This window comes from Helicobacter canis, assembly GCF_008693005.1.
GTDB classification, from domain to species: domain Bacteria; phylum Campylobacterota; class Campylobacteria; order Campylobacterales; family Helicobacteraceae; genus Helicobacter_B; species Helicobacter_B canis.
The window spans coordinates 80,473-102,810 of the sequence record NZ_VXKE01000006.1 but is presented as its reverse complement, the minus strand read 5'-3'; the positions used below and the strand labels follow the sequence as shown (position 1 = coordinate 102,810).

At 46.0% G+C, this 22,338-nt stretch carries 22 protein-coding genes and 1 pseudogene; 16 read left to right on the top strand and 7 right to left on the bottom strand.

The genetic code is table 11. The annotated features are described in order from the left end of the window. Positions 1-2 precede the first annotated feature (2 nt). Both F4V45_RS09540 and F4V45_RS02405 read left to right on the top strand, forming a co-directional pair. Entirely contained in the window at positions 3-416 is a 414-nt protein-coding gene (locus F4V45_RS09540; RefSeq protein ID WP_210670646.1) for a hypothetical protein, read from the top strand. A 3-nt stretch (positions 417-419) separates the two neighbouring features. Continuing rightward, positions 420-1,676, top strand: a complete 1,257-nt coding sequence (locus tag F4V45_RS02405; protein ID WP_150336893.1) for a glycosyltransferase family 2 protein — start codon at positions 420-422, stop codon at positions 1,674-1,676. On the opposite strand, the pseudogene F4V45_RS02400 reads toward F4V45_RS02405, so the two are convergent. Continuing rightward, positions 1,677-2,278 (bottom strand): annotated as a pseudogene (locus F4V45_RS02400) (phosphatase PAP2 family protein). 17 nt (positions 2,279-2,295) lie between these two features. Next, entirely contained in the window at positions 2,296-2,754 is a 459-nt protein-coding gene (gene fur, locus F4V45_RS02395; RefSeq protein ID WP_150336892.1) for a ferric iron uptake transcriptional regulator, read from the bottom strand. A gap of 137 nt (positions 2,755-2,891) precedes the next feature. On the opposite strand from fur, the gene F4V45_RS09895 reads away from it, so the two are divergent. The 6 genes from F4V45_RS09895 (at position 2,892) to F4V45_RS02365 (ending at position 8,140) form a co-directional block, all read left to right on the top strand. Further along, entirely contained in the window at positions 2,892-4,262 is a 1,371-nt protein-coding gene (locus F4V45_RS09895; RefSeq protein ID WP_150336891.1) for a methyl-accepting chemotaxis protein, read from the top strand. A gap of 38 nt (positions 4,263-4,300) precedes the next feature. Beyond that, the gene (locus tag F4V45_RS02385) at positions 4,301-6,238 is read left to right on the top strand and encodes a transglycosylase domain-containing protein (RefSeq protein ID WP_150336890.1); all 1,938 of its coding nucleotides are present in this window, start codon (positions 4,301-4,303) and stop codon (positions 6,236-6,238) included. 24 nt (positions 6,239-6,262) lie between these two features. After that, the gene (locus F4V45_RS02380) at positions 6,263-6,448 is read left to right on the top strand and encodes a hypothetical protein (protein WP_150336889.1); all 186 of its coding nucleotides are present in this window, start codon (positions 6,263-6,265) and stop codon (positions 6,446-6,448) included. Further along, entirely contained in the window at positions 6,414-7,292 is an 879-nt protein-coding gene (locus F4V45_RS02375) for an FkbM family methyltransferase (RefSeq protein WP_170235129.1), read from the top strand. Before F4V45_RS02380 ends, F4V45_RS02375 begins: the two co-directional genes overlap by 35 nt. A gap of 85 nt (positions 7,293-7,377) precedes the next feature. Then, a complete protein-coding gene (locus F4V45_RS02370; protein ID WP_150336887.1) occupies positions 7,378-7,674 on the top strand; it encodes a hypothetical protein in 297 nt (98 codons plus the stop codon). Beyond that, positions 7,634-8,140, top strand: coding sequence for a hypothetical protein (locus F4V45_RS02365; protein ID WP_150336886.1), 507 nt, complete (start codon positions 7,634-7,636; stop codon positions 8,138-8,140). Before F4V45_RS02370 ends, F4V45_RS02365 begins: the two co-directional genes overlap by 41 nt. An 86-nt stretch (positions 8,141-8,226) precedes the next feature. On the opposite strand, the gene F4V45_RS02360 is transcribed toward F4V45_RS02365, so the two are convergent. Both F4V45_RS02360 and F4V45_RS02355 read right to left on the bottom strand, forming a co-directional pair. Continuing rightward, on the bottom strand, positions 8,227-8,793 hold the full coding sequence (locus F4V45_RS02360) for a threonine/serine exporter family protein (protein WP_150336885.1): 567 nt from the start codon (positions 8,791-8,793) through the stop codon (positions 8,227-8,229). Beyond that, complete coding sequence (locus tag F4V45_RS02355) at positions 8,793-9,620, bottom strand: threonine/serine exporter family protein (protein ID WP_150336884.1); 828 nt, start codon at positions 9,618-9,620, stop codon at positions 8,793-8,795. Before F4V45_RS02355 ends, F4V45_RS02360 begins: the two co-directional genes overlap by 1 nt. Before the next feature lie 99 nt (positions 9,621-9,719). On the opposite strand from F4V45_RS02355, the gene mqnF reads away from it, so the two are divergent. The 8 genes from mqnF (at position 9,720) to F4V45_RS02315 (ending at position 18,429) form a co-directional block, all read left to right on the top strand. After that, positions 9,720-11,144, top strand: a complete 1,425-nt coding sequence (gene mqnF / locus F4V45_RS02350) for an aminofutalosine deaminase family hydrolase (RefSeq protein ID WP_170235128.1) — start codon at positions 9,720-9,722, stop codon at positions 11,142-11,144. Positions 11,145-11,257: 113 nt separating this feature from the next. Further along, positions 11,258-12,628: a DEAD/DEAH box helicase gene (locus tag F4V45_RS02345; RefSeq protein WP_150336882.1), complete on the top strand. Its 1,371-nt coding sequence runs from the start codon at positions 11,258-11,260 to the stop codon at positions 12,626-12,628. Further along, entirely contained in the window at positions 12,625-13,557 is a 933-nt protein-coding gene (locus F4V45_RS02340; RefSeq protein ID WP_150336881.1) for a branched-chain amino acid transaminase, read from the top strand. The genes F4V45_RS02345 and F4V45_RS02340 overlap by 4 nt, the downstream gene beginning before the upstream one ends. Positions 13,558-13,575: 18 nt before the next feature. Then, positions 13,576-14,670 carry a prohibitin family protein gene (locus F4V45_RS02335; protein ID WP_150336880.1) on the top strand — a complete coding sequence of 365 codons (1,095 nt, stop codon included), beginning with the start codon at positions 13,576-13,578 and terminating at the stop codon, positions 14,668-14,670. Between the two features lie 19 nt (positions 14,671-14,689). After that, positions 14,690-15,475, top strand: coding sequence for a bifunctional phosphoribosyl-AMP cyclohydrolase/phosphoribosyl-ATP diphosphatase HisIE (hisIE, locus tag F4V45_RS02330; RefSeq protein ID WP_150336879.1), 786 nt, complete (start codon positions 14,690-14,692; stop codon positions 15,473-15,475). Between the two features lie 123 nt (positions 15,476-15,598). Beyond that, positions 15,599-16,141: a DUF2393 family protein gene (locus tag F4V45_RS02325; protein WP_023929378.1), complete on the top strand. Its 543-nt coding sequence runs from the start codon at positions 15,599-15,601 to the stop codon at positions 16,139-16,141. A gap of 3 nt (positions 16,142-16,144) precedes the next feature. Then, entirely contained in the window at positions 16,145-17,857 is a 1,713-nt protein-coding gene (locus F4V45_RS02320) for a chorismate-binding protein (protein WP_150336878.1), read from the top strand. Beyond that, complete coding sequence (locus F4V45_RS02315) at positions 17,854-18,429, top strand: anthranilate synthase component II (protein WP_150336877.1); 576 nt, start codon at positions 17,854-17,856, stop codon at positions 18,427-18,429. Before F4V45_RS02320 ends, F4V45_RS02315 begins: the two co-directional genes overlap by 4 nt. Before the next feature lie 40 nt (positions 18,430-18,469). On the opposite strand, the gene efp is transcribed toward F4V45_RS02315, so the two are convergent. From efp to F4V45_RS02300, 3 genes are all read right to left on the bottom strand, one after another. Next, positions 18,470-19,033, bottom strand: a complete 564-nt coding sequence (gene efp / locus F4V45_RS02310; protein WP_023929373.1) for an elongation factor P — start codon at positions 19,031-19,033, stop codon at positions 18,470-18,472. Between the two features lie 117 nt (positions 19,034-19,150). Further along, on the bottom strand, positions 19,151-21,136 hold the full coding sequence (locus F4V45_RS02305) for a 6-hydroxymethylpterin diphosphokinase MptE-like protein (RefSeq protein ID WP_170235127.1): 1,986 nt from the start codon (positions 21,134-21,136) through the stop codon (positions 19,151-19,153). 60 nt (positions 21,137-21,196) lie between these two features. After that, positions 21,197-22,201, bottom strand: a complete 1,005-nt coding sequence (locus F4V45_RS02300; RefSeq protein ID WP_150336875.1) for an MraY family glycosyltransferase — start codon at positions 22,199-22,201, stop codon at positions 21,197-21,199. Between the last annotated feature and the right edge of the window lie 137 nt (positions 22,202-22,338).

Sequence of the window (22,338 nt, the reverse complement as noted above, 5' to 3'; positions counted from 1 at the left end):
TAATGCAAACAAAAATGGATTCTAGGGACTGGGATTCGGTCTTGGGTGAGCAATGCGGCAGTATTGCAAACTTTACTAAAGAAACATCGCCTACGGCGAGCGGTGTCCCTTGTTTTGTGAAAGGCACGACCGACAAGGTCGCTAACCTTCCCCAAAGTTTGCAAAGCTCCCACAGCCCCACCGCAACTCCTAGAATCCTTGAGAAAGAAAGCCAAACGGAAAGTGAAAACAAGAATTCTAGTTTTTTTACCCACAACACCCCAATTTTCAACGACTCGCAGGCGGAAGCAGTTGAGATGAGAAATTGCGGTTTTCAAGACGTGGGCGAAGGGATTTACCTAAGCGGTAATGAGCAAGCCCGTGCCGCAGAATCCGCGATTTATCGCTCAAATGCAACGCCAAAACCAAAGGAGTAATAAATGCAAACTATAAAATACAGCATCATAATCCCCGTGCGCAACTGCAAAGAGTTCGTGCCCTATGCGATAGCTAGCGTGCTAGAGCAAGCAGGGGATAGGGAGGACTATGAGGTCATTGTGAGTGATAATTACTCAAGCGATGGCTCGTATGAGTTCGTGCGTGATTACACGCATAAAAGGGTGAGGGCGATGCGCCCGCCGCAAGTTTGCACGATGAGTAGCCACTATGAGTGGTGCTTATCCCAAGCGCAAGGGGAGTGGATAAGCATTGTGGGCAGTGATGATGGCGTGCAGCCCTACTTCCTCCACCTAAGCGATCGCTTGATAGAGCAGGCTCAAGCAAGGGGCATAAGGATTGTCAATGGTGCTAGGGCGTATTACTTCTGGGCGGGGTGTAGTGAAAGCTACAAAGATATTCAAACTGCCTATGTGGCAGAAGCTAGATTTATCATCAAAAATGCGCAAAAAGAGTTTATCCCCACACTGCTTAGTGCGGAAGGGTTTTTCGCTATGCCTCAAATTTATGCCGGCTCTTTGGTGCATAGAGATGTGATAGCAGAGATTAAAGCTAGGCAAAATGGAGTTTTTTACAAAAGTGCTAGCCCTGATGGCTTTGCAGCCGCAGCGATTGCAAGCCTAGGGGAGTCCTATATCCACTCACATATCCCACTTACTTGGATAGGCTCTTCGCCAAAGTCCATTGGCGGCGGGGTCAATAAGCAGAAAGAAAAGGAGCTTTTTGATCTGCCAAAAGATAGTATCGAGTGCGCCAGGGAGCTTGGGGGAGATTACGCGCTTTTGGGGGATATTGCTGTGAGTATGTGGATGTGGGAGCCTATGCTTAATGCCAAAATGCTCCAAGATGAAAAGACCCAAGCCTTTTGGCGATCAAAGCTAGCTAGCACGATGGTTTTAGCCACCATTGTTAAAGAGCGGCACAAATACCCTCGCATACAAGATGACTATGAGCTAGGGGAGCAGCGATTGAAAGAGCTAATTAAGCGCACCAAAACAAGCAAACTTGCTATTTATAGCCTAGCCTTTTTGCTGCGCTTTTATCGGCAGGACTTTTTCTGCCGTGCATATAGAAAGCTGCTACGCACAATAGGGCTACTAGCTAAACCTATAAAAGTAGATTCTAGCTACAACTCCCCCACGCAAAATGCCAATATCCTAGAATCTAGCAAGCAAACCTTAGCAGTGTATGAAGCGCATTTTGCGACCACTCCTATCACGCTAGAGCGCAAGCACTACTAGCTACCACGAGTAGCTAAGTTTTAGTCCATAAGTGCCTTTGCCTGCTATATCTGTGCCTATCTCTGGGGTGATTAGGACTTTTCTAGGCTTATAGGGTGTGGTAAAGATCCACGCCACTCCCCACGCGATCGCACTTCCAGCAAGCACCTGCCAGATAGTATGCTTCCTAGCGACAACCCTTGAAGCATCAGTGATGATCCCAAGCCCAATAAGTGGCAATGATGGCTTCCACCCATAGCGGTAATACACAAACCCAGCCGCACTAAAGCTCCCACCCGCGTGCCCGCTTGGCATACCTTTCCAATCATCACAGCAGGGGCGTTTGGCAAAATCTAATGAAGCCCCCCCCTATCGTGCGCGAATTGAAAACTCTTTTTGACCACTTCTATCACCCCTTGGGTAACAAGCGAGCCTGCCACAAGCTGGGCAGCTCCCTCATAATCTTGCATACCAAGGCTTACGATAAGCACGCCAACAGGTGCAAGTGTGAGCACATCGCCTACTTTCTCAAACTCCCCACGCGCGTGCGCAGGGCTTAAGAAAAGCAAAGCTAAAAGCAAGACTCCAAAGGCTTGTAGAAAATGCGTGTAGATTCTAGGCATTAGCGAGAGTTGGCGCGCTAGTCTTTAATGTGCTGCTGGCATTTGTGGCATACAACAAATAGTCGCATATCGTGGCTCACAAGCTTGGCTTTATGGGCTTTGGCGACTTCGATTTGGCGGGATTCTATCTCTTCATCGACAAACTCTTGAATATCTCCGCAATGTAGGCAAATGATATGATCGTGGTGCTCCTTTGCGGCGATCTCGTAGCGTTTGCCTGTTTTGCCCGGCTCTAGCGCGGTGATAAAGTGCTCTTTCTCCAAAAATCCTAGAATCCTATACACAGAGGAAATGCTTGTGGATTTATCGCGCACGCGCAAGTTTGCCGCGATTTCTTCTGGGCTTAAGTGTGTCCCACTTTTATAAAGCACACTAATGATTTCTTCGCGTTGTTTGGAGTTTTTCAGCCCATTTTGGCGGATAGAAAATCGCAGCCGCTCAAGGATAGACTCAAGAGTTTCAAGACGATTTTTCATACGCAACCTCGCAATATTAAATGTATTTTGGGAATTATAGTTTATTTTTCGCAAATAAAAAAACTTTTTAAGGTTTGATAGGCTAGAATCCTTGCTCGATTTACCCAAGACTACAACACTTTTTAAAGGGGTTTTTGATGTTTGGTAGCGCAAGCAGAGAAGTCAAATTGACTTTGCAGAAGCAAGAAGAAGAGATACGAAGTCTTAGAGAGCAGGTTGAGCACTTTAAGAAGATAGCGAGTTTTTCTTTTGAAGAGGCTCTTGTAGGGGTGAAAGATGGTGAAATAGCGTTTAAAAACCACGCCGCCCAGAATCTCCCAGATCTTGACCAAATAGTGAGTGCGCTTAAGCCCGGACAAGATCATATATCAACACAGACGCATAGTATGCGCGTGAAGAGCGAGAATATTGATGGTGCGACTTTTTACCGCTTTGTCGAGGTAAATCCTAGATGCGACAAGGGCGATGGCGGGGTTGATTTGTTTGCCGTGTATCACAAGAGCCTAAAAAGCGGTATCACAGATGCGCAAGCAGCGTTACAAAAAATCCTTGAGGAGACGCGACTACTCTCTACAAAAGCTCAAGAAAACGAGCAAGTGAGCTTTGAAGTGCGCCAAAGAAGCGAGAATGTAGAGCAGAGTATCAACTGCTTATATGAGAGAATGCAAGATGCCACCGAGCTTGTGGCTTCACTTGCGCAGCGTAGTAATGAAATCACCAATGTTGTCTCACTGATTGATGACATCGCTGAGCAGACCAATCTCCTAGCACTTAATGCTGCCATTGAAGCAGCACGCGCTGGAGAGCACGGGCGAGGCTTTGCTGTTGTCGCTGATGAGGTGAGAAAGCTCGCAGAGAAGACGCAAAAAGCCACCAAAGAAATCGCCATTGTTGTGAAATCTATGCAGCAAGAAGCAAGCGATATTCAAACAAGCACCGAAGAGACTGCGGGCTTCACACAGGAAGTAAAATCTGGGATTGATGAGATCTACTCAATGGCAAACCAAACGCTTGTCTCTGCGCGCCTTGCGAAATATGCTGTGAATATTTGCGATAGCCAAATATTCTGCACACTTGCTAAGCTTGACCACACAGTGTTTAAAAACAATCTTTATGCCTTGCTATTTGATGTGTCAGATACCTTCAATCAAGTCCCACATACTGCCTGCCGTCTTGGGAAGTGGTATTTTGAAGGTGATGGTAAGGCGAACTTCAGTGAGACAATGGGCTATAAGAAAATCGATGCATTCCACGCTACCGTGCATGATGATGCAAATACTTTGGCACAAAGCTTGCTAAATACAACTAAAGCAACACCAAAAGCCTTTATTGACGCCAAGATTTCTTCTATGGAGCAGGGGTCTAATGGCGTTATGGCGAGCATTGATGAAATGCTTGCTGAAAAAGTCGCGCAAATTAAGCAGGCTATCAAAAACTGCGACACTTCAGCTCCGCACATACCAGAAGAAGAGCAGCCCACAGATGAGGCAAACTCTACTCAAGCCTAGTTTAGCGAGCCTTAGCCCGCTGGCTTGAAAGCTTCTTAATGATCAAAAAAGCACTGCTTTCTCTCATTATCCTTACTACTTTCATAGGTGTTGCCTATGTCGTGCTTCTCTATAAGGATCTAAGTGCAGATATTGATAAGGTCAAGCACTATACCCCAAAGCTTGCAAGCCAGATTTATGATAGGAAAAACCGCTTAATAGCCAATGTGTTTGACACAGAGTTTCGGTTTTATGCTAAGTTTGATGAGATACCACCGCGTATGATAGAGGCTCTGCTTGCCATAGAAGATACGCTGTTTTTCGAGCATAGCGGGATCAATTATGATGCCATCATACGCGCTATGGTAAAAAATATCAAAAACGGACGCTTTGGCGAGGGGGGAAGCACGCTTACTCAGCAGCTTGTCAAAAATGTCATACTCACGCGTGAGCGCACCTTTAGCCGCAAGCTTAAAGAAGCTTTGCTTACAATCCAAGTAGAGCGCGTGCTAAGCAAAGAGCAGATTTTAGAGATTTACTTAAATGAAGTGTTTTTTGGGCACGGGTATCACGGCGTTAAAACCGCTGCTCTGGGCTATTTCAAAAAGCCTTTATCAATGCTAAGTCTTAAAGAAATCGCTATGCTAGTAGGGCTGCCCAATGCTCCTAGCATTTATGATCCTACCAAGCGGATTGACTTCTCTCTAGCGCGTGCCAATGATGTGATCCGCAGAATGTATGATCTAGGCTGGATTTCTAAAGAATACGCACAAAGCGCGCTTGCAGAAGCGCCTGTTGTGTATAATCAAACTTTAACCCAAAATATCGCGCCCTATGTTACAGACTTCGCGCTTCGCCAGCTTAGTGGCATAAAAGATATTAAAACAGGTGGCTATACCATTAAGCTTAATATCGATTTGGAGTATCAGGCTCTAGCGCAGCAAGCTTTGATCAATGGCTACAATGGAATCCAAGCGCGCCTACAAAAAGTCTCTAAAAATGCTAATGCGCAAGAGCAAGATGAGCAGAGCAAGACAGATACATTTAATGGCGCGATGGTCGTTACAGACACGCGCACGGGTAAGATTCTAGCACTTGTTGGCGGGGTGGATTTTGCTAAAAGCCCCTTTAATCGCGCTACCGATGCAAACCGCCAAATCGGCAGTAGCGTGAAGCCATTTATCTATCAAATAGCCCTTGACAAGGGCTACTCCACTGCGACAAAAGTCCCTGATGCAGCCAGAGATTTTGATGGCTATCGCGCAGGCAATGTCGATAAATCTTTCCGCGGGCTTATCACTTTGCAAGAGGCGTTGATGTTCTCACGCAATCTTGCTACGCTAAATATCGTCCAGCTTGTGGGCTTTAATGCTATTTATAATGGCTTGCTGGAGTATGGGTTTAAGGATTTAAATACAGATATGACCATTGCTATTGGCTCGCTTAATGCCACGCCACTTATGCTAGCGCGTGAATACTCGATCTTCTCCAACTATGGCACGCGTGTCGATCCTATTTTGATCGATAGTGTGATTGATATCAACGGCAATGTCTTTACCTATGATACCCAGCAAGCCACTATTACTTCTGCCCAGCAGGCATTTCTTGGGGTTTCTATCCTGCGTGAAGTGGTGGCGAATGGCACAGGCAGGCGCGCGCGGGTCAATGGCGTAGAAGTAGCAGGCAAGACAGGCACTACTAATAATAATGTAGATTTTTGGTTTTGTGGATTTACGCCTGATGTGCAAGCGATTGTGTGGTTTGGGCGTGATGACTCTAAGCCTATTGGGCAGTATGAGAGTGCTGGGCTAGTGGCAGCACCGGTGTTTGCGGAGTTTGTGGGCAATGTCTTGCGGCTTGACCCAGCCCAGCGCAAGAAATTCCCCACCCCAGAGAATGTCAGCTCAAAAATGCTAGATAAGTATAATTTCTACTACACAAGCACATCGCCCCTGCCAAGTAGCTCAAACACTGCAGCAGAGCAGGATTTGTGGTGAGAATCTAGGAGACAAGGAGATAGTATGAGAGTATTGCAGAGTGTGAAGCGGCTTTTGTGCGCACAATTTCCAAGCACCTATGCCCACTTAGCTACCGCGTATAATGAGCGTATTAAACGCTATGGTGTAGTCTCTTACGCTCAAGAAGGGGAAGATTTGATTGTGTGGGAGATTTTTGCCGCGCAAAACGGGGGGGGGGGAATCCTGTAAGGATTCGGCTTGCGGACTAGAATCGGCGATTGCTTCATCTCGCGGCGTCGATAGACCTCAAGTCTTATCTTCCTTGCGAGATTCGCAAAGCCCCGATTCTAGCTCCACAATCCTAGAATCCAAAAGCGTTAATAAAAAACAGGCGCAAACTCAAAAATCCCACCGCGAGCAGCTTAAGCTAGAATCCACTTTTACACACAATCTAGATTCTAGCTCCAAACTCCGTAGCCTAGAATCACCTCCAAGCGATACAAACCAAAATCGACAACCATCAAACAAGTCCCCAAACACGACAAACTATATAGGCTTTTATGTTGATATTGGCGCACATCACCCGTTTCGCTTCTCTAACACTTATGCACTATACAAGGCGGGCTGGAGTGGTATCAATATCGACCCTATGCCAAAGAGTATGGAGAAATTTAGGCGGTTTCGCCCAAGGGATATAAACTTAGAAATCGCCATAGGAGCGAGCCAAGATATAAAGCCTTACTACATCTTTGAAGAAAAGGCATTAAACACTTTTGATGAGAGCCTAGCGCGTGATTATGCGCGATCAAGCCGCCTTGTTGATGTCATTTCTATCCCTTGCTATCCTATCAATGCAATTTTAGCGCGCTATGCTAGTGCGCCCATTGACTTGCTAAGTATTGATGTAGAGGGGCAGGATATGGCGATCCTCTCCACGCTTGATTTTGCAGTATATGCGCCTAGGGTCGTGCTAGCAGAATCCTTTAGCCAAGATCTTATGCGCGATCCGCTTGTGAGCTTTATGCGGACAAAGGGCTATAATCTACTTGCAAAAACAACGCGCACTTGCATATTTGTAAGAGCTAGAATCTAGCTAGATTCTAGTGGTGGGTCAAACTTGGGCTAGGGGGGTGGATTTTGCTAGAATCCACTTTTACTTTCTTCTTTAAGGATCGCAAATGCTTACATTTATCAAACGCTTTATCAAAGCACTTAACTCACTCCTTGCTAGATTCTACTACCCATACCGCTGGCAGCTGCATAATGCAAGAGTGCTAGCCAAGGAATACAACCAGCTAGAGAGTATGCAAAAGTGGCAGTGTATAGATAAGCACGGCAAGCCGCTTGCGTGGATCACCTATCCCTGCTTGGACTATCTAGAGGGCTTGGACTTTTCAGGTAAGAAAATTATGGAGTGGGGGGGGTTACTCGTCTTTGTATTGGGGGGAGAGAGCAGAGTTTGTTGTAAGTATTGAGAGTGATAAAAAGTGGTATGAGAGCATTAAGCTTAGAATCTTGCCCCACAACAAAATGTATCTAAAGACGAGCATTTTAGCCGAAGATGATTTGAGCGACTATGCGCGCTTCCCACTTAGTCTTAAAGAGAAGTTTGATGTCATAGTCATTGATGGTGGCGATATTGATGGCATAAACACGCGCCTAGAGTGTGCGAAAGTAGCCTTAGAGCTGCTAGATACAAGATCGCCACAAGGGGCTATGATCATCGTGGATAATGCTGACTGGCATAGCGGGGTTACGCGATTTTTGCGAGAGTCTGGGCTGATACAGGTGGATTTCTCTGGATTTGGTCCCATTAACTGCTACACTTGGAGCACATCGATTTTCCTTACAAGAAACTTCGCCTTCACGCCAAAGACTTCCAAACAGCCGCAATACTCTATCGATGCCTTGCATTATGAGCTTGATAGCACGATGGAGTAAGTAGATTCTAGGGTTTGGCTTGGGGCTCTAAGATTTGAGCTAAAAGCTAAATCCTTTGTAAAAGTGGATTCTAGGGATTGTGGCTATCAATGATCACGCATAGAGAGCTTTTTGATCCCTCTAGTCATCATAAAGCTTTGCTCATAAAAGATAGAAAACACGATAAGCACGCCCGCCACAAGAGCCAAAGAGACAGAAAACATAATGGTAAAATTGTCAAAAAATAGCAGCAAGTAGTCTAGCCGCGCTTTATCATCGCGCTGCTGCACAAATGAGAGCAGAGATAGGATACTTTTATATCCGTAGCTTCCGGGGAACATCGGCAAAAGAGATGGGAAGGCGATCACTTCTATGGGGGCTTTGACGCGCTTTGCTACTACAATTGCCAAAAGCCCTATACATAAGCTCGCGCAAAAGCTCGCCCCCACAAAGCTAAAAATGGGCAGCTGCATAAGCCCAAAGCGGATATTGTAGCCAAGCCCTGCAAAAAGCGCACTCCAAAAGATCGTGCGTTTAAGTGGATTTAGCCCATAGGCAAAGCCAAGCCCCGCAATAAAGGCGAAGACAAAATCCACAAGCATTTCTACAAGCAGTGAGTTGTGCCACGATCTGGCGTAGAGCACTTCTTGGATATGTGGATAGAGCTCTAGCATTAAAACACACTCGCATTGGTGATAGCTAGCGTGAGATACACGCCCGCTGCAATACACATCATAAGCACCATCATATTGATAAGCCGACTAATGCCCATAAGGGTGTTTTCGTGGATAATATCGACAAAGGCGTTTAAAATCAGCGCACCCGGGATTAGATACAAGATGCTTCCGCCAATGGCTACGCCGGGTGTTTGACTAAGCCCAAGCCACACGCCAATATAGGCTACAAAAGAGACGATAAAGGAGGCAAAGAGCAGCTGCGCGCGATTGTCTAGGCGGATTTTGTGAAAGAAATTGCGCATAAAAAATCCCACAAAAGTCCCCACAAAGATACATAAAAGTGCGCCAAAGTCCCCATCAAAGAGCTTGCAAAATGTGGCATTGCCTAGCGGGATAAGCAGCGCACCAAGTAGCACAGAGTGCGATCTTTTCGCACAAATATAGGCAAAATGCTCTTTTGCTTCTTGTAAAGAAATGTTTTCATCATAAATTTGCCAGCTTAATGCGCTAAGGTTTGAGATAAGCGAGAGATTCATACCTAGGTGCATATTTTTGATCACTTGTGTGCGGCGGTTGTTGTAGTCTTTTTTGTCAGCGATATTTATGGTGATGTATTGCAAAAACACGCTTAAATACACTTCATAGCCAAAGCTCTGCCCAATTCTATTGGTGCATTTGATCACGCGTGCAGTGTAGGCTCCGCTTTGCAGCAATGCGCTAGAGTAGGCGCAGAGAAAGTCGCATATCTCTTCTATTGGGGGTTTTTGTGGGCTAGGTTGTGGTGATTGTGGGGAAGAGTCCTTGTTGTTATGGGGCTTACTCATAGCGACTCCGGCGTGCATTTTGGGCGGATTGTAATGTATTTTTTATTAAGATTGCATAAGCTATAAAGCAGAATCTAGGTAGCTCTATAAGGAATGGCGATGAAAATCATTGGCGCGAGTGTGGTGTTTGTTTGTGATAGAGATTTTAGCATTATCCGTGATGGTGGTGTGGCGTATGAGGGTGAGCGGATTGTGGAAGTGGGGGTGTATGATGAGCTTGTAGCAAAATACACAAAAAGCCCCAGCGATTCTAAGATTTTGGAGCTAGAATCGGGGTTTTGCGAGCCACGCAACGAAAAAATAGAGAGTGTGTTTGATAGCGAGCCGCAAAAGCCAACGCCAATCCTAGAGACAGAGTTTTTTAGCGGTTGCGTCTTGCTCCCTGCTCTCATCAACGCCCATATCCACTTCGAGTTTAGCAGCAACTCTACAAGCTTTGTATATGGGAGCTTTGAAGGCTGGCTTGCAAGCGTTATGAGCAAGCGTGATGATGTGCTAGCAGATATGGATAAAGCCATAGAATCCACCATAGAAGAGCAGCTAGACTCTGGCGTAGGGAGTGTGGGGGCAATTTCAAGCTATGGTGCAGATATGCAAGCCCTAGCACAAAGTGCGCTAAAGGTAGTGTATTTTAGTGAAGCCATTGGGGCAAACCCAGCGGCACTTGATATGCTGCTAGCGGATTTTAAGGCGCGATTTTTCGCTGCTAAAGGGCTTGCTTCTAGGAGCTTTTTTCCAGCGATTGCCTTGCACGCGCCTTATTCTGTGCATAGCGTGCTAGCAAAGCATGTCATCGCCTTTGCTAAAGAGACATTTGATGAAAAATCTTGCGTTAAGGAGTCTTCTGCAAAGCCTGCTACACAAGCTATCGCTAATCCCTGTGAAACTTTTTGCACATTTAGCGCGCATTTTTTAGAGTCTAATGCCGAGCGACTATGGCTAGAATCTAAAAATGATGCAAATGCTCCTAAAGGGTGGTTTTATGACTTTTACACACAAACGCTAAAGATCCCAAGACCAGCCCCCTACTACACTATACAAGAGTTTATGGAGCTTTTTTCTTCTACGCGCGCATCTTTTGTGCATTGCACTGCTTTAAGCAGCCTAGAATCCACTTTTCTCGCTCAAGGCGGGCACTCTCTCATCACCTGCCCTAGGTCTAATCGCTTGCTTGGTGGCTCTATGCTTGATCTAAAAAAGCTAGATTCTAGGCAAAATCTAGGCATTGGCACTGATGGCGCAAGCTCTAATGCCAATACTTGTATGCTCGATGAGCTGCGTGCGGGGCTGTTTGGTATGGGGGGCGATTTACAGGCTTTAGCACGCGTGCTGCTGCTTGCAGCTACAAGGGGGGGTGCTAAAGCCCTAGGGCTTGCTAATGGCACACTAGAGAGTGGAAGAAGTGCTGATATGGCGGTGTTTGCAATTGATGGGATTGTAGATTCTACCCAGCCAGAAGTGCATTTTATCCTACTGGCAAATAAGGTGCATAGGCTGCTTATCAATGGTGAGCAAGTGCGCTAGAATCTATATTTGCGACTCTCTGCGCTCGTGCTAGGCTGCGCTATACTAAGAAATTTATAAGTCTGTCAAAGTATAATACGCTATTTCATAAGATTACTATTTAAAGATTCATAATGCAGACACAACCCCAACACTCACAAGAGCAAAGCTTTTATGACTTAGGATTGAAAAGATCGGTGCTAAGGGGCATTGAGCTTGCAGGATTTAGCACGCCAAGCCCTATTCAAGCAGAGGCGATCCCAGCGATTCTACAAGGGGGCGACCTTATCGCTCAAGCCCAAACAGGCACAGGCAAAACTGCCGCCTTTGTCCTACCTATCTTACACAATCTCCGCAACAATGGCGAAGTAGAAGCCCTTGTCATCACGCCTACAAGGGAGCTTGCTATGCAAATTAGCGATGAGGCATTTAAGCTTGGCAAGTTCTGCCGCACGCGCACGATTTGTGTCTATGGCGGGCAGAATATCAAGCATCAAATCAGCTTCCTAGATAAAAATCCACAGATGATGATCGCCACACCGGGCAGGCTGCTAGATCATTTGAAAAACAACCGCCTGCGCAACTTCGCGCCGCGCATTGTCGTGCTTGATGAGAGCGATGAAATGCTTGATATGGGGTTTTTGGACGATATTGAAGAGATTTTTAGCTATCTGCCAAGCGAGATTCAAGTGCTGCTTTTTTCAGCGACTATGCCAAAGCCTATCCAAGAGCTAGCAGACAAGATTCTACTTAATCCTACCAAAATCAAAATCACCCCCACAGAAGTAGCAAACACCGACATTACGCAACGCTACTATGTCATCAATGATAATGAGCGTAATGAAGCCATTATCCGCTTGCTTGATAGCCAAACCCCCACGCGCTCCATTATCTTTACTCGCACCAAAAAGGAAGCTGACACGCTAAATACTTTCCTTGTCGCGCAGGGCTATGCTTCTGTGGCTTTGCACGGGGATTTAGACCAGCGTGCAAGACGCGCGGCGATTATGGAGTTTAAGAACAAAAGCGTGCAGATTCTAGTCGCCACAGATGTGGCAAGCAGGGGGCTTGATATTAGCGATGTGAGCCATGTATTTAACTACCATATCCCGCTTAATCCAGAGAGCTACATACACCGCATAGGGCGCACAGGACGCGCGGGGAAGAAGGGCGTAGCGATCACGCTTGTCTCGCCTTTAGAGTATAAGGAGCTGCAAAGAATCCAAGAAGATGTGGGCAGCAAGCTAGAGCTTTTTGAGCTGCCTGTCAATATTGCTAAAAAGCTTGATGACTTGCTAGCGACTGATATTTCACAAGAAGCCATAGATACTTACAATCAGCTAAGCGAGCAGGCAGAGCCAGCGCAGCTATGCCTAAAGCTTTTGACACATTATTTAGAGCATAAGCGTGCGAGCCTGCCTGCAAGCTTGTCAATGATGGATTCTAGCGATAAGCCGCAGCGACCTAGAAATAGACCCCACAGCAAAGCAAGGAAAGCCCGATGAAAGAATCTAGCTATATTTGGAAAAACGGCGAGCTTATCGCTTGGAAAGACGCCACCACACATGTCCTAAGCCATACGCTGCATTATGGAAACGCTGCTTTTGAAGGCACAAGGGCATATATGACGCCTAAGGGCTTGGCGATATTTCACCTAAGGGAGCATTGCGCTAGGCTGCTAAGATCGTGCAAGATTTTGCGCCTAAACTGCCCTTATACGCTAGAAGAGCTAGAAGCCGCACACATTGAGCTGCTTAAAGCAAACCGCGCGGACTTTTCTGGCAATGTCTATATCCGCCCGCTTGTGTATCTGGGCTATGGTGTTATGGGCGTGGCGCATATCAACGCCCCTGTGGAGACGATTATCGCGGCGTGGGAGTGGGGCGCGTATCTTGGCGAAGATGGCATAAGCAATGGCATAAAGGTCAAAACCAGCTCCTTTGCGCGCAATCCTATCCGCTCCACTATGGGCAAAGCAAAAGCCGCGGCAAACTACCTAAACTCCCAAATGGCAAAATACGAAGCTCTAGCGTGCGGCTGTGATGAGGCACTGCTGCTTGATGAGCAGGGCTTTGTGGCTGAAGGCAGTGGGGAGTGTATTTTCATCGTGCGAGATGGCAAGCTTATCACTCCGCCGCACGACTATACACTAGAGTCTATCACGCAGGCTACGACCATTGAGCTTGCCAAAGACTTGGGGCTAGAGGTGCTAGAGCGGCATATCACGCGCGATGAATTGTATGTGGCTGATGAGGCGTTTTTCACCGGGACGGCTGCGGAGATCACGCCTATTAGAGAGGTGGATTTTTATCCAATTGGCTCTGGGGGGGCTGGGCAGATCACTAAAGCCCTGCAAGCAGAGTTCCACGCGCTAGTCAATGCCCAAAAAGAGCAGAATCCAAAATATGCCGGATTCTTAACATTTATCGATTAACGAGATGAAAGGATTGCTATGCCAATAGATTTAAACGAACATTTGCGTAAGAAAAACCAAACCCCACCTAAAAATAGCGATAATGAGAGCAGGGATAATCGCAAGCAAGATAGTGGCAGGAGAGATGATAGAGGCACGCCGCGCGATCCATTTGGACAGGGCTTTAGTATCCCGCCAAACTTGGCTAGTAGCAGGCTTATCACCATAGTGATTGTAGTCATCGTGCTTGGGATACTCTTTTTTATGGCGCGTCCTTTTGTCATCGTAAATTCTGGGGAGACGGGGATCAAAGCAACTACTGGGCGTTATGATCCAAAGCCCCTTGAAGCTGGAATCCACTTTTTTATCCCCTTTGTGCAAAGCGTGATTATTGAAGATACAAAGGTGCGCGAGGTGAACTTCTCAAGGGCTGATGATATTTTGGTAGGCAAAAATCGCGGGATCTTCCGCAACAACGCCATTGACACAATGGATAGAGATGGCTTGCAAGTGCTTGTGGAGCTAACGGTCAAATATGTCCTAGATAGCACCAAAGCCCCAAAGACGATTGAGAAATGGGGGCTTTCTTGGCAGGAGAAAATCGTCTATCCAGCGATCCGCGATGTAGCTCTAAGTGTCATTGGGAACTACCCTGCCCAAGAGCTGCCCGGCAAGCGCGGTGAGATCGCCCAGCTCATTAGCAGTGGCATTAAGGAGAAAATCGAGCAGTATGAAGACCGCCCGGTTAATCTTGTCTCTGTGGAGCTGCGCGAAATCGTGCTGCCACCTAAGGTAAGAGAGCAAATCGAAGAAGTGCAAAATGCTAGGCAAAAAGCCCAGCGCAGACAGCAAGAAGAAGAGGGCGAGGCTAGGGCAAATCGCATTAAAGCCCAAGGTGTAGCTGATGCCAAGCTTATTGAAGCAAAAGCTGTGGCAGAGTCTAATCGCCTTGTAGGGCAGAGCCTAAATAACCAGCTAATTCAGCTACGCCAGATTGAAACACAGGGCAAGTTTAATGAAGCCTTGAAAGAAAACAAAGATACGCAGATTTTCTTGCTACCGGGTGGGGCTGTGCCAAATATTTGGGTAGATAGTAAAAATCCTAAGCAAAACTCTGCAGTATCTGGCAACTAGCTAGAATCTAAGGGCAAGTATGGCGGACTACATAGCGGCAAGCGGTGAGCTAGCCGACAAGCTTGATTGGGATAAATCACCGCTAATCCCTGCTGTCGTGCAGGACTCTAGCACCAAAGAAGTGCTAATGCTTGCCTTTATGGATAAGCAGGCATTACAGCTCACACTAGAGAGTGGCTATATGCACTACTTTTCTCGCTCTAAAAATCGCATTTGGAAAAAGGGCGAGCGCAGCGGACACACACAAAAGGTAGAATCTATCGCGCTAGATTGCGATAATGACGCGCTGCTATTTTCTATCACGCAAGTGGGGGCTGCCTGCCACACAGGGCATAAAAGCTGCTTTTTTCATAAGCTAGATTCTAGCAGTGCCAAAGAGCTAGAATCCACTTTTTCAATGGATTCAGCTTGTGCGCTAGAATCTAAGACCCTAGAATCTAACGCGCTAGACTCTAGCCCTAAAGCCCACGCTAGCGATCTCTCTCAAGCCTATGACATTATGGATACGCTTTACCACACACTTTTAGAGCGCAAGAGCGCGCCAGAATCTAGCTCTTACACTGCTAGCCTTTATGCAAAAGGTGTCAATGGCTTTGGCAAAAAGATCATAGAAGAAGCGGGCGAGGTGCTCCTAGCATTAAAGGACAAAGATTCTGGGCAGATTGTCTATGAGTGCGCGGACTTGCTCTACCATATCCTTGTAGGGCTCGCTTACTATAATATCCACCCCGAGCAGGTGCTAGCCGAGCTGCAAAGACGCCTTGGACTTAGCGGGCTAGAGGAGAAGGCTCGGCGCGGGCAATAGCTTTGCTTACTTAGGTTTGGCTTGGTGGCGTTTCTAAGCTATATTGCATTTAGCAAATGCTATGATTGCGCCCTATGGAGATAATACGCTAGCCCAAGAGCGGGCAGTTTAGCAAGGGTAGCTATGGATTTTGCGCAGAATTTTCTCGGGCTTAAGGCATTGATAGCAAGTGCATCTATGCATATCAAAACACCGGAAATAGCGGTATTTGGGCTGTTTTTCTTAGTATTTGTGCTGGTGTTTTTCTTTTCACTGATTTTTTGGCGGTATCGCTTGATTTTTGCGCTGTGCTTTTGCCTAGAGGCGTGCATTTTGGTGCTTGCTCCCTTTGGGGTGGCGTATATTATGCGCAATTTTCTCTACCCTATTAAAGTGAGCTACACGCATTTCGCGCCCTTTGTTTATACAAGTGGGTTTAACTTTGACCTAACGATTCGCAATCTTAGCAAGAAGCTAACCATCAAAGAGTGTATGCTGACCATCACGCCTCTGCGCGATAATCCTAAGCAAAGCTTGCTTATCACCTTGCAGGATAAGCTTTTGCCCCTTAGTGCTTACACACAAGTGCTAAATCGTCAAATCAAGCCCAAAGAAAGCGCGCGCTGGAGTGGGATTGTCGATGGGTATGCTGGCAAGAATTATAGTGCGATGATTGACTGCCACTAAGCTATGGAGTGCGTTGTTGGCAAGTGGTGTTACTATGATTGCGCCATAACGCTAAAGGCATATAGTCAAAAGCAGAGCAAAGAGCTTTTTTCCTATGTAGAATCTAACAAGCACACGCTGTTTTTTGTCGGCTATGTGGAGTATGAGTTCTATCGGTATTTGCGCGATTGGAGCTATGAGAGTGTGAAGCCTTATTGCGTGTTTTATGGCTTTAGGCGCAGGAGACGCTTTGCTAGAGAGCTTGTATCCCAAGAGCGATTTGCTCCAAGTGTGCTGCGCCCCCTTGATGAAGCGCGCTATATGCGCGATTTTGCCTTGGTCAAAGAGGCAATTGCCTGTGGGAGAAGCTATGAGACAAATCTCACCCAAGAGCTAGTCTTTAGCACAAAGCTAGATTCTAGCGAGCTCTTTCACTTGCTTTGCGCTAGGCAGGATACGGCGTATAAAGCCTTTATCCCAGAAGAAAATGGCGCGATTATCTCGCTCTCTCCGGAGCTGTTTTTCTCTCTAAAGGGCAGGCGCATTACTACAAAGCCTATGAAAGGCACAATGCCAAAAGGTAAGGGCAATAAGCGCAAGCTCGCTAAAGATGGGAAAAACAAAAGCGAAAATCTAATGATTGTGGATTTGCTCCGCAATGATCTAGCAAGGATTAGTAAGCCAAAAAGCCTGCGTGTAAAGCTTTTTAGCATAGAGTCCTACCCCACGCTCTATCAAATGACCTCGACTATTCAAGCTACGCTAAAAAGGCGCGTTAGATTCTATGATATTTTTGCCGCACTCTTTCCTTGTGGCTCAATCACCGGCGCACCAAAGCAGGAGACAATGAAGCTTATAGAGAGCCTTGAGAAGCGTGATAGGGGGATTTACTGCGGGAGTATCGGCGTGGTGCATAAGGAGCGCGCGAGCTTTAGCGTAGCTATACGCACTTTGCATAAGAGCGGGGAGAGCTGCTGCTATGGGGTGGGCAGCGGTATTGTCTGGGAGTCTAGCGCGCAAGAGGAGTGGCAAGAGCTTGGGCTAAAGACGCAGATTGTGCGCGCTAGAGAGTGCTGCTTGTTTGAGACAATGCTACTGCAAGGCAAAAGTATTGTGCTGTTTAAGTATCATCTACAAAGGCTGCTAGATTCTGCTAGGAAGCTTGGCTTTGAGAGCGGGCGCATTGGTGCGTTTGCGCGTAAGTTTAATGGGCTAGAATCTACTTGTAGTAATGATTTTTTAAGCATTGATAGGGAGCTATTTGGGGATTTAAGTGCTCAAAAGTCATCGCCTAAGCAAATTTTACGCCTAGTGCTGCATAAAGATGGCACACTAGAATCTAAAGCCACTCCTTTGCAAGACTCTACAAGCACTCGCTTGCTCCTTAGCCCAGCCACGCTCCAAAGTGCAAGCGACTCACTCTATCATAAAAGCTCCTTGCGCGCGGTTTATGACGCACAAAGCCACTTGTGGAGAGAGAATCACTGCTATGATGTGGCGTTTTTCAATGAGAGGGGCGAGCTGTGCGAGGGCAGTAGAAGCAATATTGTCGTGCGACAAGGTGCTAGATTCTACACACCAGCCCTTAGTAGCGGGCTGCTAAATGGCGTGTATCGGCAGTTTCTGCTCCAAAAGGGTGCGATACAAGAGCGCGTGCTCTATGCTAAGGATTTAGAAAATGCTAGCGCGATTTATTGTATCAACTCTGTGCGAGGGGCGAAGAAGGTGGAGCTATGAAGCGCGTGCTAATCATTGATAACTATGATTCTTTCACTTACACGATCGCGCTGTATTTTAGGGAGCTTGGCTATGCTTGTGAGGTTGTCCAAAGTGATGCTTTTACGCATGCTAGTGATTTGCTAGCTTTGCGCTTTTCTCATCTAGTGATTTCTCCGGGTCCAAACTCTCCTAAAGAAGCTCGCTTTAGTGTGGAGGCGATTAGGTATTTTAAAAAGCGCAAGCCGATTCTTGGCATTTGCCTAGGACATCAGTGTATCGCCTATGCCTTTGGCGGGGAAGTCTCTAAGCTCCCCACCCCCACCCATGCCAAAATCCAAACCCTACACTATGTCAAATCCCCTATTTTCACCAAGCTTAAAAAGCGTCCTAAAATCTGCTTGTATCACTCGCTTTTTGTCAGCCAGTGCCCTAAAAATTGCAAAGTCATAGCCTATGACAAAAGGGGAGTGATTATGGCTATCGCGCATAAGAAGCTCCCTATTTATGGGATTCAGTTCCACCCAGAAGCGATTTTGAGTCAATGCGGGAAGCAGCTATTAAAAAACTTTATGCAGTTAAAGGCTTTGTGATTGCTAGCAGAAGTAGCCCTAGATTCTAGGGCTATGGGAGTTATTTCACCTTTTCGACATACTCGCCTGTTTCGGTATTGACACGTATGCTCTCGCCCTCTAAGATATGGAAGGGGATTTGCACCACTGCGCCTGTCTCTAAAGTCGCAGGCTTTTTGCCAGCAGAAGAAGTATCGCCCTTGAAGTTTGGAGGGGTTTCGATAATTTTTAGCTCGACAATTTGCGCCACACTCACAGAAATCGCTTTATTATTATGCAGTAGCACCTGCACGCTAGAGCCATCTAGTAGCCACTTTTTGGCATCGCCTACTTGATCGTCATTAAGCGCGATTTGCTCATAAGACTCCGTATCCATAAACTGATAGTATTCCCCATCATAGTAGAGATACTGCATAGGCTTTTCTACGATATTTGGTTCTTCGCATTTATCGCCAGCGTGGAAAGTCTTTTCAATCACTTTGCCATCTAAAAACGACTTGATTTTCGCGCGCACAAATGCCGCACCTTTACCCGGCTTTACATGTTGGTATTCTACGATTCTATATGGAATCCCATCGATTTCGATTTTCAAGCCCTTTTTAAGCTCGCTCATACTAATTGCCATTGTGTGTCCTTTGCTTTAGATTCTAATGGAAGTGCGCATTATAGCAGATTTGGGTATAAAGCTGGCTTTGCTTGGCAAACTAGCATAGAGCTAAGTAGATTCTACCAAGCCTAGAATCTAGTAGCGTGATATAAGCATTTTGTAGCGCAAGAGCATCTTATCTAGCGCGCTTGCAATAAGCGTGCGAGCATCATTGAAGAATGCTTGGATATTGTTGCTTGGGAGATGTAGGGAGGCGATCATTAGATTCTGGCAGATGTGGGCGATTGTGCCCTCAAAGAGAATCCCCACATACGGCGAGCTGGCACTCTTTTTCGCACAAATGCTAAAGACTTGATCCACCCAGATAAAGAGCTCTTGCTTGCTGCTAATAGTGTGTGTAAGCATAGAGGAGAGCTGCTGCTTGTAGTCTTCTATCTCTTGGAGGTAGAAATCCCCGCGGCAGTCGCTAAACACAGCGTGTAAGTCTTGTGTAAAGTAGCTTTTGATGAGTTTTATGTATTTGGACTTTTTGCTTTTCTGCAGGGCAAACTCGCTAGGGTGTGTGGGGCGCGCACCATCGATATATGCACCCATACCTAGGTTTAAGATAGTCTTTGGCTTGTAGGTTTTAATGGCTTGGGAGAGCATTTGAGCAGAGAGTAAAAAGATAGAATCACCATAAACTGCATAATTTTCTGGCATAGATTCTAGCATTGCTTGATTTTCGTGGTCAAAGTTTGGGCGCACAGGGATCGCGCCTTTGGGGAGATTCTCTAGGCTAAAGGACTCTTCTTTGCCATAAGCAGAATCTTTAGCGTGCTTGCTAAAGCCTAAAATGTAGCCGCAATCAAGCCCACACATTAGCACCTCACTCCCTAGCTGGCAGGCAAGCGCGAAGCCGGCATTCCCCACAAATGGCGCGCAAAACTCCATTATATAAGGGCTTTTAAACATATAGCCACTAGCACTGCCTCCGCGCATAAATACATAGCATTCATTTGCCAAGTTTAGCGCGCTGGGATTTATCATATTTCCACAGAGCAAAGGTGTCTTGCCAAGCACTGGGCGCAAATACTCTGCTAGATAGTCTATGCGCTCTATTTCTATTTGGAAGTCTGGCTCAATGCCCGCGCGCTTTAGTGGGGCGATCGCTGTCCCACAGCTAAAGATGATCATATTTGCTTGATTTGCCTTGATAAATTCTAAGCTAGAATCTAAGCTCGCGCCATTGCCCACCACGCAAATGGGCATATCTACGCGCTTAGGGTTGTGGAGAAAGGCATTGCGGTTTTTCTTGCTTGGGAGATTTTCTAGGGTGTTTTGTATGCCTATCATTTCATCTTCAAAGCTCCCCCACCCGCGCGCATTGCTTAAATACTCTTCATTGACAATCTGCATAGCAGAATCCATTTTGGGACTCTCATAGAGATTAAGCTCTAAGCGCAAGAAATTATTAGTAATTTTCTGCCTAGCAAAAAAATTGCGGATAAAGAAGCGATTGACCAAGTCTTTGACAAACAAATAGCACGCCCCATCGCTCACACTCTCAAAAAGCTTAGGGTAATCCACAAAATAGCAGCTAATGCGAAACATATCGAGATTTTCTTCAAAAATTAGCAGCGAGTGGAAAAACACCCCCCGCTCGCGTAAAAACTCTAAAAACATTCCCCCAAGTAGCCCAAAAATACTGGTAGATGGCAAGAAATCCTTGCTTAAAAAGTATTCTTTCACGCCATTGTGGGTAAAAAGCAAGTCGATAAAGCCATTACACACTTCAGCAGTGATGGGGAGCTTTTGGGTGTCCATTTTGTCAAGGTAGATTCCATTTGAGTGGATATGCCATTTATCATTTTTCAAGGGTGATAGACTTAGATCTTCGTTGATTGCTACCATTTGTGAAAAGCCATTTTCCACAGGGTAGATAAGCTCGTTGTTTGAGAGATTTAGGATATTTATGCCTTGTGTGTTGATGATGAGATTATAGTCAGTGGGGTCGTTTTTCAGCGCGTCAAAAAGCTCTGGAGAAGTCTTGTGGAAATACTCCATATTTCGCACAAATCGCTTAGAAATCTCCTGCTCTAGGGCTTTGGTATCATCTGCTTTTAGGAGAGAGAGTAGCATAGAGAGCCTTATATAAGTGGGTGTTGTAGCGGGCATTGTAGCATATTTTATTTGTGTGGATTATTTTGCACAAAGCAGGCGATAGGAGAGAATATAGGCGATGATAAACACCACGCAAGTAAGCATAAGGGCAAAGGTATTGGCATAAAAGAATGTCGCTAGGATAATAAAGGGTGCATTAGCACAAATAAGTATGAAAGAAGTTAAAGGATTGTTGCCAAGCTTTTTAAAAAGGAGCATATGGAAGTGTTTAGAATCTGGCTGCATAGGCGATTTCCCAGCAAGCTTTTTTCTTAGTATTGAAAATAAGACTTCCCAAACTGGATAAATCATCACGCAAAACCCATACCAAGGGCTAACGATAGAAGTGGGCTCTTGGGTAAGTAGCACCAGCATCATTGCTAAGAAAAATCCTATCAAATACGCTCCACCATCGCCTAAAAATATCTTACCTTTAGGAAAATTTAGCACCAAAAATCCCAGAACCGCACTAAGCAAAATCGCGCACGCTACGGCGATAGGGAGCATATCTACCTGTCCTGCCACAACGATGATTGATACGCATACACACGCAGCAATTCCACCACTTAAGCCATTAAAGCCATCAATAATATTCATAGCATTACACACGCCAACCACTGCAAACACCCCAAATGCCACACCCAGCACATAGATAAACTCAAACCCAAGCCCCAAATCCCTAAGCCACGCATTTTCCATAACTACACACGCTAGACTCGCACCAAAGCATTGGATAAGTAGGCGAAGCTTGGGGCTAAGTGATATACCCATATCTTCTGCAAATCCACTAGCAAATATCACCAAACAAGCCACGATGAAATACACCCACGCACTAGAAAGCAGCCCAAATACCACAAACCCTACTAGCACCCCTACTAGCACCCCAAGCCCTCCAGCTCGCGAAGTGGGGCGATAGTGAAACCTCTGGGGCTTAGATGAGCTACTAGAATCCACAAAAAGCTGATATTTCTTGCTAATAAGGATCACCCCTTGTAGCACCAAAAAGGAGAGTAACAACACAAGAAAATACAGCAAAATCCACATATCCCACAAGCCTTGTCTTAAAAATTTACGCACGAAGGCTGGATTCTAGCAGAGCCTTACTATAAGCTCCCTTAAAGGCTTGGAATCATTGCAGTAGATTCTAGTCAATTTAGTTATGAAAAGTCTTATTTTCAATA

What these genes read in the sequence shown, in the direction of transcription:
- F4V45_RS02315 (WP_150336877.1), top strand. Translation starts at nt 17,854, where the DNA reads ATGAAGCGCGTGCTAATCATTGATAACTATGATTCTTTCACTTACACG.
- F4V45_RS09540 (WP_210670646.1), top strand. Translation starts at nt 3, where the DNA reads ATGCAAACAAAAATGGATTCTAGGGACTGGGATTCGGTCTTGGGTGAG.
- F4V45_RS02405 (WP_150336893.1), top strand. Translation starts at nt 420, where the DNA reads ATGCAAACTATAAAATACAGCATCATAATCCCCGTGCGCAACTGCAAA.
- F4V45_RS02325 (WP_023929378.1), top strand. Translation starts at nt 15,599, where the DNA reads ATGGATTTTGCGCAGAATTTTCTCGGGCTTAAGGCATTGATAGCAAGT.
- mqnF (WP_170235128.1), top strand. Translation starts at nt 9,720, where the DNA reads ATGAAAATCATTGGCGCGAGTGTGGTGTTTGTTTGTGATAGAGATTTT.
- hisIE (WP_150336879.1), top strand. Translation starts at nt 14,690, where the DNA reads ATGGCGGACTACATAGCGGCAAGCGGTGAGCTAGCCGACAAGCTTGAT.
- F4V45_RS02380 (WP_150336889.1), top strand. Translation starts at nt 6,263, where the DNA reads ATGAGAGTATTGCAGAGTGTGAAGCGGCTTTTGTGCGCACAATTTCCA.
- F4V45_RS02360 (WP_150336885.1), bottom strand. Translation starts at nt 8,793, where the DNA reads ATGCTAGAGCTCTATCCACATATCCAAGAAGTGCTCTACGCCAGATCG.
- F4V45_RS02320 (WP_150336878.1), top strand. Translation starts at nt 16,145, where the DNA reads ATGGAGTGCGTTGTTGGCAAGTGGTGTTACTATGATTGCGCCATAACG.
- F4V45_RS09895 (WP_150336891.1), top strand. Translation starts at nt 2,892, where the DNA reads ATGTTTGGTAGCGCAAGCAGAGAAGTCAAATTGACTTTGCAGAAGCAA.
- F4V45_RS02355 (WP_150336884.1), bottom strand. Translation starts at nt 9,620, where the DNA reads ATGAGTAAGCCCCATAACAACAAGGACTCTTCCCCACAATCACCACAA.
- F4V45_RS02345 (WP_150336882.1), top strand. Translation starts at nt 11,258, where the DNA reads ATGCAGACACAACCCCAACACTCACAAGAGCAAAGCTTTTATGACTTA.
- fur (WP_150336892.1), bottom strand. Translation starts at nt 2,754, where the DNA reads ATGAAAAATCGTCTTGAAACTCTTGAGTCTATCCTTGAGCGGCTGCGA.
- efp (WP_023929373.1), bottom strand. Translation starts at nt 19,033, where the DNA reads ATGGCAATTAGTATGAGCGAGCTTAAAAAGGGCTTGAAAATCGAAATC.
- F4V45_RS02300 (WP_150336875.1), bottom strand. Translation starts at nt 22,201, where the DNA reads ATGTGGATTTTGCTGTATTTTCTTGTGTTGTTACTCTCCTTTTTGGTG.
- F4V45_RS02305 (WP_170235127.1), bottom strand. Translation starts at nt 21,136, where the DNA reads ATGCTACTCTCTCTCCTAAAAGCAGATGATACCAAAGCCCTAGAGCAG.
- F4V45_RS02385 (WP_150336890.1), top strand. Translation starts at nt 4,301, where the DNA reads ATGATCAAAAAAGCACTGCTTTCTCTCATTATCCTTACTACTTTCATA.
- F4V45_RS02340 (WP_150336881.1), top strand. Translation starts at nt 12,625, where the DNA reads ATGAAAGAATCTAGCTATATTTGGAAAAACGGCGAGCTTATCGCTTGG.
- F4V45_RS02370 (WP_150336887.1), top strand. Translation starts at nt 7,378, where the DNA reads ATGCTTACATTTATCAAACGCTTTATCAAAGCACTTAACTCACTCCTT.
- F4V45_RS02335 (WP_150336880.1), top strand. Translation starts at nt 13,576, where the DNA reads ATGCCAATAGATTTAAACGAACATTTGCGTAAGAAAAACCAAACCCCA.